This window comes from Tardiphaga sp., from assembly GCF_044336785.1.
In the GTDB taxonomy this organism is placed as follows: domain Bacteria; phylum Pseudomonadota; class Alphaproteobacteria; order Rhizobiales; family Xanthobacteraceae; genus Tardiphaga.
On sequence record NZ_JBIIOT010000007.1, the window covers coordinates 84940 to 94636 of the forward strand.

A 9697-nucleotide genomic window follows, 5' to 3' on the forward strand; every position below is an offset into this window, starting at 1 on the left:
GTGTCACTCGACGATCGTTAAAGGTAAATCGTAGCGCGAATGGTTGATCTCCTCGGCATGTTCCGTCGGCGCGCTCCGAAACGCGGCCCGCAAGGTTTTGCGCGCCAGCCGGTCGATATTACCGCTTTGCAGGACGATATGGGCGGCCTCGTCGGCCAGCCCATGCGCGATGCCCCGCCGATGTCGCGCGCCGCCACGGCTGCGCCGCAAGCGGCCCAATCGTCACCCATCCAGCAGGCCCGCCGCCCCGACGTTCCGCCGCCGCAGGCGCCGCGTCAGCGCAACAATGGCGTCGCCCAGCCGAAACAGGCGCGCTCCGGCTATCTCGCGGTACACGGCGTGAAGAAGACCTATGGCTCGCGCCAGGTCGTGCGCGGCGTCAGCATCTATGTTCGCCGCGGCGAGGCGGTCGGGTTGCTCGGGCCGAACGGTGCCGGCAAGACCACCGTGTTCTACATGATCACCGGGCTGGTCGGAGCCGACAGCGGCGCCATCGAGCTCGACGGTCACGATGTCACGAAGCTGCCGATGTATCAGCGCGCCCGCCTCGGCATCGGCTATCTGCCGCAGGAAGCGTCCATTTTTCGCGGCCTCACGGTGGAACAGAACATCCGCGCCGTGCTCGAAGTGATCGAGCCGAGCCGCAAGAAGCGTGAATACGAACTCGATGCGCTGCTCGACGAGTTCAACGTCACCAGGCTGCGCAAATCTCCGTCTATCGCGCTGTCAGGCGGCGAGCGCCGCCGCGTCGAAATCGCGCGCGCTTTGGCGACGCGACCGAACTACATGTTGCTGGACGAACCTTTCGCCGGCATCGATCCCATCGCTGTCGGCGATATTCAGGATCTCGTGCGCCATCTCACCAATCGCGGCATCGGCGTGCTCATCACCGACCATAATGTCCGCGAAACATTGGGCCTGACGGACCGCGCTTATATCGTCTATGCTGGTGAGATCCTGACGGAAGGAACGCCTGAACAGATCGTGGCGGACCCGGACGTGCGCCGTCTTTACCTTGGCGAAGAATTCCGCCTCTAGCCCAAAATTCCCTTTCGTCAAGACGTGTACATCACGTCAGTAAAGGTCTAAGCAAGAAACGGACCAATTTTCGGCCCAGTTCTTCTTGGATCGGTTTTTGCCGCAATGGCGCTGACGCAGAGACTCGAATTTCGGCAGACCCAGTCGCTGGTGATGACGCCGCAGCTGATGCAGGCGATCAAGCTGCTGCAGCTGTCGAATCTGGACCTCTCCACCTTTGTCGAGGATGAACTCGAGCGCAATCCGCTGCTGGAGCGCGCCAATGACGGGCCGGAAGCCCCGGTGGCCGGCGAGCCAGTGCCGGAGCGGTCCGACTATGAGCGTTCCGACGACTACGGTTCCGGGGCGGATGGCGGCGATAGTTCCGATTTCGCCGATCGCGGCGAGAGCAGGTTCGACGCGCCGGCGCCCGACGACTGGATCAACAACGATCTCGGCTCGCGCAGCGAGATCGAGCAGACCCTCGACACCGGTCTCGAGAATGTTTTTTCCGAAGAGCCCGCTGATGCCGCTGCGCGCAATGCGCAGGACGCGGCGCCTACCGCCTATACCGAATGGGGCGGTGGTTCGTCGAATGATGATGATTACAATCTCGAAGCCTTCGTCGCTGCGGAAGTGACGCTCGGCGATCATCTCGCCGAACAGCTTGCGGTGGCTTTCACGTCGCAGGCGCAGCGCATGATCGGGCAGTACCTGATCGATCTCGTCGACGAGGCCGGCTATCTGCCGGCCGATCTCGGCGATGTCGGTGACAAGCTCGGTGCATCCGCGGAAGATGTCGCGCTCGTGCTCACCACACTGCAGACCTTCGATCCGCCAGGCGTCTGCGCGCGCAATCTCAGCGAATGTCTCGCGATTCAATTGCGCGAACAGGACCGCTACGATCCGGCGATGCAGGCCTTGATCGAAAATCTCGATCTGCTCGCGAAGCGCGACGTCGTGTCACTGCGCAAACTCTGCGGCGTCGATGACGACGACATCACCGACATGATTGGCGAAATTCGAAGGCTCGATCCGAAACCCGGTTTGAAGTTCGGCGTATCGCGCGCGCAGACAGTTGTGCCTGATGTCTATGTGCGCCCTGGCCCCGATGGCGGCTGGCATGTGGAGCTGAACAGCGACACTTTGCCCCGCGTGCTGGTCAACCAGACTTACTATTCCGAATTGTCGAAGACGATCCGCAAGAGCGACGACAAGACGTATTTTTCCGATTGCATGCAGAATGCGACATGGCTCGTTCGTGCGCTGGATCAACGCGCGCGAACCATTCTCAAGGTATCGACAGAGATCGTCCGCCAGCAGGACGGCTTCTTCACACAGGGCGTCGCGCATCTGCGGCCCCTGAATTTGAAGGCTGTTGCCGATGCCATTCAAATGCATGAATCGACTGTTTCTCGCGTCACCGCCAATAAATATATGGCGACCAATCGCGGCATCTTCGAATTAAAATACTTCTTTACCGCGTCCATCGCATCCGCCGACGGTGGTGAAGCACATTCGGCCGAAGCGGTCCGGCATCACATCAAGCAATTGATCGATGGTGAAAGTCCGTCAGCCATCCTGTCCGACGACACGATCGTGGAACGCTTGCGCGCAACCGGCATTGATATCGCGCGTCGTACCGTGGCGAAATACCGCGAGGCCATGCGGATTCCGTCGTCGGTGCAGCGCCGTCGTGACAAGCAAAGCATGCTCGGCAATGCTCTCAAGGCGCCCTCCACCCCGTCCGACAGGACATCTTCTGAGAAGTCATCCGACCGGTCCCGCGACACCGCATCAGCTTGATTGCGCTCCCGTGGAAACGGGATACTGTCGGTTCTACTTGGATCGAATCGAGGTATCAGCATGACCCTTCGCATCTCGGGAAAAAGTATCAGTGTTGGCGACGCTCTGCGCGGCCGTGTGTCCGAGCGCACGGATGAAGTGCTCCGAAAATATTTCGATGGCAATTATTCCGGGCACATCACACTGAGCAAAGACGGCTTCGGTTTCCGCACCGACTGTTCTCTGCATCTCGATTCCGGAGTGACGCTCGAAGCCGAATCCAACGCACAGGATGCCTATGCGAGCGCCGACCAGGCGCTGTTGCAAATCGAGAAGCGACTGCGTCGCTACAAGAGCCGGCTGAAGGATCGCTCCGCGCGCAAGGCGCATGCGGAAGCCGAGCAACTCGCCGAACTCACAGCGCCCACGCTGGATGCGCCGAGCTATATTATCGAAGCGCCCGATCACGACGACGAAGCATCGAGTGGTTATGAACCTGTCATCATCGCGGAATCGACCAAGTCACTGAAGCGCTTCTCGGTGAGCCAGGCGGTGGAGGAGCTCGACTTCACGGGTGCCGCTGTCGTGGTATTCCAGCATGGCAGCACGGGGCGGGTGAATCTCGTCTATCGCCGGACCGACGGGAATGTCGGCTGGGTCGATCCCCCGGTGATTAAACCGTCCTGACGCCATTGACGCCCCGGCGGGCCATGCATATGGTCCGCCGCCTTTGACGGGTTATACCGGTCGATGGATTTCGCATGGGGGTTTCCGGTGCTAGACTACGCTTCAGGCGGAAGCCGCCGGGGCGTGATCCGTCACCGGGAACGATGTCCACTTACAGTTTTTCTTGACGCTGCCGGTCTTGGTCCAAACACACCGCGGACGGTCAATTTTCCTCGGAACGGTCGATGACAATTACCGATCTGGTAGCGCCCGAGGCGATCCTCCCGGCGTTGAAAGTTAATAGCAAGAAGCAGGCGCTGCAGGAGCTGGCAGCGCGCGCCTCTGCGTTGACCGGACAGAACGAGCGCACGATCTTCGAAGTGCTGCTGCAGCGTGAAAAGCTCGGCACCACGGCGGTCGGTTATGGCGTGGCGATCCCGCATGGAAAGCTGCCGAAGCTCGACAAACTGTTCGGTCTGTTCGCGCGGCTTGAGCGTCCGATCGATTTCGAGGCGATGGATGGCCAGCCGGTCGATCTCGTCTTTCTGCTGCTGGCCCCGGAAGGTGCGGGCGCGGATCATCTGAAGGCATTGGCGCGCATCGCACGTCTGCTGCGTGACCAGGATGTCGCCAAGAAGCTCCGCGCCTCGCGCGATGCGCAGGCGATTTATTCGGTGCTCGCACTGCCGCCCGCGACGGCGGCGTGATAAGAGCCGAGTAATTTTCTGTTGTCGTCGCCCGGCTTGACCGGGCGATCCAGTAAAGTCTGTCCGTGCCGTGTGGACTGGGTCACCCGGTCAAGCCGGGTGACGACAGGTCGAGACACACAGCTCAGCTCAGGCCGCAAATTCCTTGCCGCCCTGCTGGCGCGAACCGGCGAGGCTTGCCAGCTCGGCTACCATTTCCGGATTCGCTTCGCTCTGCTGTGCGTCAAAGCGCTGGGCTTCGGCTTCTTCGGCTGCTGCGGCGGCGCGCGATCCGGCGGCCATGCGCAGTGCGGTCTGGATCTCGTTCGCATCGGCGCCGTTCTTCAACAGCATCAGCGTGATCAGCGCCTTGATGTCGGAGTTCATCGCATCTGCGCTCTGCTTCATGCGGCGCACGGAAGCGGAGGTCTCCGGCATATTCGCATTCGGGCGCAGCTTGGCGACATTGCTGGCGGTGGCATCCGCATGGCCGCGCGCGGGATTCGCATGTTCTTCCGCCATCATCACGCGCGACGCAGCAGCGAGCTGCAGCGCGTGGTGGATCTCTGGCGAGGTGGTGCCGGTCTTGAGGGCCAGGAGAGTGAGGAGGGCTTTGACGTCCGAATTCATCGCTGCAGTGTTTTGCATTTTGGTACTCGCTTGTTTGGATGTTGGCAGAATTAGTTGAAACGCGTCCCGAATAGTTTTTCGAAGAAGGTTGGTTCTGGAGGTTCAGGTATCGGCGGGGCTTCTGCCACGCGAATGGGAGGAGCGCGTCGCGCCTGTCGCTTGGCGCGTGGCTTTGCAGGCGCGGCGCTTGGCTCGGTGGCAGCGGGCGCTTCGCTAACAATGGTTTCGCTGACGGCTGCTACGGGGATGACTGTGATGGTGCCGTCTTCGAGGCTGCCGCGGATCACCATGGGCTGAAGAAATCTTGCATCTTCGGCGATGATCGCAGCGGCGGCGCGGACATCCTGCTGTGCGCCGAGACGTTCGCTTGCTTCTGCGCTCCATTGTTCGAGCGGCAGGCGGTCGGATTTCGCCGCGAGTGCAGGGATACTCTCTGATGTCACCAGCGGCGGCACAGTGCCGTCGCTGCGCAACAGGAAAGCAGCGGCTGCGGCGCAGCCTGGCGCGAAGACGAAGAAGGCGAGACAGGCCGCGACAACCGGCCGGCCGTCGAAGCGGCGGCTGCGGGATGGCGCGACATTGTCATTGGCATGCGTCGTGCTGAAGCTATGCAACAGGCTCTCGATCTTCACGATGTGAGCCTGTGGCGATTCAACCAGTGATTCAGTCATGGTGACCTCGAATCTCGTCATGACCTGACTTTCTCAAGTCATGGTGAATGCGTGGTCACCATTCGCTTCGCGCTGACAGGCGATGCAATCAACCGCGATAGAGGCATCGCAGCCGATGTTCAGATTGAATGTGATGGGGGGATCAGTTCTATGAATGTCGATCGGCGCGGGCGGATCGATTCGGCGCAGCAAGGATGCCGCGGGAAGATTGATCGTGGGTTAAATACATACCCATGCAGGCAGGTCGTAGGATGGGTTGAGCGTAGCGATACCCATCACCACAGACACGGAGCGTGCAGTGATGGGTATCGCTCCGGCTCGCGCCTTCGCTCAACCCATCCCACGCGTTTGGCATGACGTCAGTGAACGCTGACGGCCTGCAATTCCTGGCTCCATGCATTCGCGATCGCCGTCTCGCGGCTATCGGTGAGCATGATCGGGGTGCCATCGGCGGCGTGCAGCGCGAACAGCTGCAATCCCGGCGCAATCTCTGGCGCCTGCGGAAACAGGCCAGGCACGTCCTCGGAGCGTACGGGCTTCACATAAGCGATCAAACCCTCGCCCAGATGCGCCAGCGCTTCGGTGGTGATGGAAGGATTCTTCACGGCAGCAATTTCAACTTCAGTCATCGTCTCGACTCCTACAAAGATTCAAGCGGTCGAGTCCGCTACTAGTTCCGTATTATTCGTGCTCATTGATAGCGATTGTCTTAATGACCCTTTCAGGCTCAGGCCTGGCGAGATCAACGGACAACAACCCGTTCCTCAGATCCGCACCCAGCACCAGCATCCCCTCCGCCAGCACGAAGGTGCGCTGGAAGTGGCGCGCGGCGATGCCGCGATGGATGTATTGCCGGGTCTTGTCGTCCTGCTGGCGGCCGCGGATGACGAGCTGGTTTTCCTCGGTGGTGACATCGAGCTGCTCGCGGGTGAAGCCGGCCACCGCCAGCGTGATCCGCAGCTTCTCCGGCTGGCCGTTTTCACGGTCGCACCGCTCGATATTGTAGGGAGGATAGCCGTCGGCACCTTTGACGACACGGTCGAGCGCACGCTCGATCTCGTCGAACCCCAACAGGAACGGACTGGACAACGAAGGAACACGAGACATCGGTACAAAGCCCTCTCGAAGCGACTTTGAGGGGCCCTTACGGCACCCCTGGCCGATCAGCACTGTGCCAACCGGTCTGCCAAAGATATGGGGATCGGCCGGTCCGGTTCAAGCACCCGCCGATTGCAGGGTAAACAGTGTCAACAGGTTGAAATGGATCAGCTTTCGATCCGCGTCCGACCGTCGGCCGAGAACAGGTGCAGTTTTCCGCGGGGGGCCACGGCACGGATGTGGGCACCGATGGCCGGGGCGTCCAGTCCAGGGATGCGGACGATCATTTCCCCTTCGGGCAATTCGCCTGGCGTGCTGCTGACCGCCGCCTCGCGGCCCGCGCGGGAGCCGTAGACATAGGTCTCGGCACCGACACGCTCGATGGTCTCCACGGTGAGATCCAGCGCAATGCCGCCCTCCGGAGCGGCATCCGCAAGGACGAGATCTTCGGGGCGGACGCCGAGAATGCCGGCGCCGGTGCCTGCCACAGCGGCGCTGAGCGCATCGTCGCGCAGTTTGATCAGGTTCATAGGTGGCGCGCCAATGAACGAGGCGACGAAGGTCGTTCTCGGCTTGCTGTAGATATCGAGCGGGCTGCCGATCTGCTCGACCACGCCGCCGTTCATCACCACGAGGATATCGGCGAGCGTCATCGCTTCGAGCTGGTCATGGGTCACATAGATCGATGTGGTCTTCAGTCTGCGCTGCAATTTTCGAATTTCCACGCGCATGGCCACGCGCAGCTTGGCGTCGAGATTGGACAGCGGTTCGTCGAACAGAAACACTTTTGGCTGCCGCACGATGGCGCGGCCCATGGCGACGCGCTGGCGCTGGCCACCGGAGAGCTGCCGCGGCTTGCGGTCGAGCATGGTGGCAAGTTCAAGCGTCTGCGCCGCCTCGCGCACGCGGGTATCGATCTCGGGCGCTGCCATGCCGCGATTGCGCAGCCCATAGGCCATGTTGTTGTAGACGGTCATATGCGGATAGAGCGCATAGTTCTGGAATACCATGGCGATGTCGCGATCCGCCGGCTCCACCTGGTTGACAACGCGGCCACCGATATCGACCTCGCCGGATGTCACCGTCTCCAGCCCCGCCACCATGCGCAGCAGTGTTGACTTGCCGCAGCCGCTTGGTCCGACCAGCACGCAGAACTGGCCGTCGGGAATGTCGAAGCCGATGCCCTTGATGGCTTCGAAGCCGCCGGGATAGGTCTTCCTGATATCGCGCAGGGTCACGCTGGCCATGTTATTTCTCCGTCTCGACCAGGCCGCGCACGAACAGCCGCTGCATGAAGATCACCACCGCCACCGGCGGCAGCATGGCCAGGATCGCCGTAGCCATCGCCAGCTGCCACTCGGCGAGTTCGTCCGTCGTGGTCAGCATCTTCTTGATACCGGTGACGATGGTCTGCATCGAATCCTGCGTGGTGATCAGCAGCGGCCACAGATACTGGTTCCAGCCATAGATGAACTGGATCACGAACAGCGCCGCCATGGTCGTCACCGACAGCGGCAGCAGCGTATCCTTGAAGAAGCGATAGGGGCCGGCGCCATCGATGCGTGAGGCTTCCAGCAGCTCTTCCGGAATCGTCATGAAGAACTGCCGGAACAGCAGCGTGCCGGTGGCCGATGCGATCAGCGGCAGGATCAGCCCGCCATAGGTGTCCAGCATCTTCAGGTCGGCGATCACCTTGTAGGTCGGATAGATGCGCACCTCGACGGGCAGCATCAGCGTGATGAAGATGATCCAGAACGCCGTCTTGCGGAACGGGAAGCGGAAATACACCACGGCATAGGCCGACAGAATCGAGATGAAGATCTTTCCGAGCGCGATGCCCATCGCCATGATGAAGGAATTGATCAGCATGGTGCCCACCGGCTCGCGGCTGGCCCGCGATCCGCCGACGAAGATGGCGCGATAGTAATTGTCCCAGGTGTGGCTGCCCGGCGTCATCGGCATGTTGCCGTTGACCACGGTGGCCGCGTCGTGAGTCGAGGCGATCAGCGCGACATAGACGGGGAAGACCACCAGCAGCACGCCGAGCGTGAGGATCAGATAGGCGACGATGTCATTCCAGCGGCGGTGCTCGACCATCAGTATTGCACCTTGCGTTCGACATAGCGGAACTGGATCGCCGTCAATGCGATGACGATCACCATCAGCACCACCGACTGTGCCGCGGACCCGCCGAGATCGCCGCCGAGCCGGCCATCGGCATAGACCTTGTAGACCATGGTGGTGGTCGATCCCGCGGGGCCGCCGCCGGTGACGGCATCGATGATGCCGAATGTGTCGAAGAACACATAGACGACATTCACCACCAGCAGGAAGAAGGTGGTGGGCGACAGCAGCGGGAAGGTGATGGTCCAGAACCGGCGCAGCGGCCCGGCGCCGTCGATGGCGCCGGCTTCGAGCACGCTGCGCGGGATCGATTGCAGGCCGGCGAGGAAGAACAGGAAATTATAGGCGATCTGCTTCCAAACCGCGGCCATGACGATCAGCGCCATGGCGTGATTGCCGTTGAGCAGGGGATTCCAGTTCATGCCCAGCACGCGCATCGGCCGCGCCAGCGTGCCGAGCGTCGGATGGAACATGAACAGCCACAGTACGCCGGCGACGGCCGGCGCCACGGCATACGGCCAGATCATCATCACCTTGAACACGGGCGCGGCCTTGATGTTCTTGTCGGCCTGGGTCGCGAACAGCAGCGCGATCGACAGCGACAGCGCCGCCACCAGCGACGAGAACACCAGCGTGGTGACCATCGCCTTGTAATATTCGGGCTGTGCGAACAGCGCCTGATAGTTCTCCAGCCCGACGAAGTCAGAGTTCAAACCGAACGCATCCTCGCGCAGGAAGGATTGCCACACGGCCTGGCTCGCCGGCCAGTAGAAGAACACCAGCGTGATGACGAGTTGCGGTAGCAGCAGCGCATAGGGGAGCGCCTTGTTGCCGAAGATCGCAGTTTTTTCCATGTGGTGTGTCGTGCCCCCAAGCCGCCTCATTCTCCTATGTCATCACCCGCGAAAGCGGGTGATCCAGTAGACACGCATGTCAGTGTTTACTGGGTCGCCCGGTCAAGCCGGGCGACGACAGGAGGAGTTACTTCACCGTCTTCTCGAACGTCCGCAGCATCGCATT

11 protein-coding genes are annotated in these 9697 nt (G+C 61.3%); 4 read left to right on the plus strand and 7 right to left on the minus strand.

The window, feature by feature from the left end:
• Positions 1-39: 39 nt before the first annotated feature.
• The 4 genes from lptB to ptsN all read left to right on the plus strand — a co-directional run bounded on the left by lptB (position 40) and on the right by ptsN (position 4175).
• Positions 40-1038 carry an LPS export ABC transporter ATP-binding protein gene (gene lptB, locus ACIQ2A_RS03925; RefSeq protein ID WP_398475964.1) on the plus strand — a complete coding sequence of 333 codons (999 nt, stop codon included), beginning with the start codon at positions 40-42 and terminating at the stop codon, positions 1036-1038.
• Positions 1039-1143: 105 nt separating this feature from the next.
• Positions 1144-2823: an RNA polymerase factor sigma-54 gene (gene rpoN, locus ACIQ2A_RS03930; protein ID WP_398475966.1), complete on the plus strand. Its 1680-nt coding sequence runs from the start codon at positions 1144-1146 to the stop codon at positions 2821-2823.
• A 60-nt stretch (positions 2824-2883) separates the two neighbouring features.
• Positions 2884-3489: a ribosome hibernation-promoting factor, HPF/YfiA family gene (gene hpf / locus ACIQ2A_RS03935; RefSeq protein ID WP_398475968.1), complete on the plus strand. Its 606-nt coding sequence runs from the start codon at positions 2884-2886 to the stop codon at positions 3487-3489.
• Positions 3490-3713: 224 nt separating this feature from the next.
• The gene (ptsN, locus tag ACIQ2A_RS03940) at positions 3714-4175 is read left to right on the plus strand and encodes a PTS IIA-like nitrogen regulatory protein PtsN (RefSeq protein WP_398472966.1); all 462 of its coding nucleotides are present in this window, start codon (positions 3714-3716) and stop codon (positions 4173-4175) included.
• Between the two features lie 129 nt (positions 4176-4304).
• On the opposite strand, the gene ACIQ2A_RS03945 is transcribed toward ptsN, so the two are convergent.
• The 7 genes from ACIQ2A_RS03945 to ugpA form a co-directional block, all read right to left on the minus strand.
• Entirely contained in the window at positions 4305-4802 is a 498-nt protein-coding gene (locus tag ACIQ2A_RS03945) for a hypothetical protein (RefSeq protein WP_398475970.1), read from the minus strand.
• 32 nt (positions 4803-4834) lie between these two features.
• Entirely contained in the window at positions 4835-5455 is a 621-nt protein-coding gene (locus ACIQ2A_RS03950; protein ID WP_398475972.1) for a hypothetical protein, read from the minus strand.
• A 359-nt stretch (positions 5456-5814) separates the two neighbouring features.
• Positions 5815-6084, minus strand: a complete 270-nt coding sequence (locus ACIQ2A_RS03955) for a DUF1150 family protein (RefSeq protein ID WP_398473396.1) — start codon at positions 6082-6084, stop codon at positions 5815-5817.
• Positions 6085-6136: 52 nt separating this feature from the next.
• Complete coding sequence (locus ACIQ2A_RS03960) at positions 6137-6562, minus strand: Hsp20 family protein (RefSeq protein ID WP_398475995.1); 426 nt, start codon at positions 6560-6562, stop codon at positions 6137-6139.
• Between the two features lie 158 nt (positions 6563-6720).
• Complete coding sequence (locus tag ACIQ2A_RS03965) at positions 6721-7800, minus strand: sn-glycerol-3-phosphate import ATP-binding protein UgpC (RefSeq protein WP_398475974.1); 1080 nt, start codon at positions 7798-7800, stop codon at positions 6721-6723.
• A gap of 1 nt (position 7801) precedes the next feature.
• Positions 7802-8650, minus strand: coding sequence for a sn-glycerol-3-phosphate ABC transporter permease UgpE (ugpE, locus tag ACIQ2A_RS03970; protein WP_398475976.1), 849 nt, complete (start codon positions 8648-8650; stop codon positions 7802-7804).
• Positions 8650-9531, minus strand: coding sequence for a sn-glycerol-3-phosphate ABC transporter permease UgpA (ugpA, locus tag ACIQ2A_RS03975; protein WP_398475978.1), 882 nt, complete (start codon positions 9529-9531; stop codon positions 8650-8652). The genes ugpE and ugpA overlap by 1 nt, the downstream gene beginning before the upstream one ends.
• Between the last annotated feature and the right edge of the window lie 166 nt (positions 9532-9697).

Excerpts from the sequence above, each read along its gene's own strand:
- ACIQ2A_RS03945 (WP_398475970.1), bottom strand. The coding sequence starts at position 4,802 with ATGCAAAACACTGCAGCGATGAATTCGGACGTCAAAGCCCTCCTCACT.
- lptB (WP_398475964.1), top strand. The coding sequence starts at position 40 with ATGGTTGATCTCCTCGGCATGTTCCGTCGGCGCGCTCCGAAACGCGGC.
- ACIQ2A_RS03950 (WP_398475972.1), bottom strand. The coding sequence starts at position 5,455 with ATGACTGAATCACTGGTTGAATCGCCACAGGCTCACATCGTGAAGATC.
- ACIQ2A_RS03960 (WP_398475995.1), bottom strand. The coding sequence starts at position 6,562 with ATGTCTCGTGTTCCTTCGTTGTCCAGTCCGTTCCTGTTGGGGTTCGAC.
- ugpA (WP_398475978.1), bottom strand. The coding sequence starts at position 9,531 with ATGGAAAAAACTGCGATCTTCGGCAACAAGGCGCTCCCCTATGCGCTG.
- ACIQ2A_RS03965 (WP_398475974.1), bottom strand. The coding sequence starts at position 7,800 with ATGGCCAGCGTGACCCTGCGCGATATCAGGAAGACCTATCCCGGCGGC.
- hpf (WP_398475968.1), top strand. The coding sequence starts at position 2,884 with ATGACCCTTCGCATCTCGGGAAAAAGTATCAGTGTTGGCGACGCTCTG.
- ugpE (WP_398475976.1), bottom strand. The coding sequence starts at position 8,650 with ATGGTCGAGCACCGCCGCTGGAATGACATCGTCGCCTATCTGATCCTC.
- rpoN (WP_398475966.1), top strand. The coding sequence starts at position 1,144 with ATGGCGCTGACGCAGAGACTCGAATTTCGGCAGACCCAGTCGCTGGTG.
- ACIQ2A_RS03955 (WP_398473396.1), bottom strand. The coding sequence starts at position 6,084 with ATGACTGAAGTTGAAATTGCTGCCGTGAAGAATCCTTCCATCACCACC.
- ptsN (WP_398472966.1), top strand. The coding sequence starts at position 3,714 with ATGACAATTACCGATCTGGTAGCGCCCGAGGCGATCCTCCCGGCGTTG.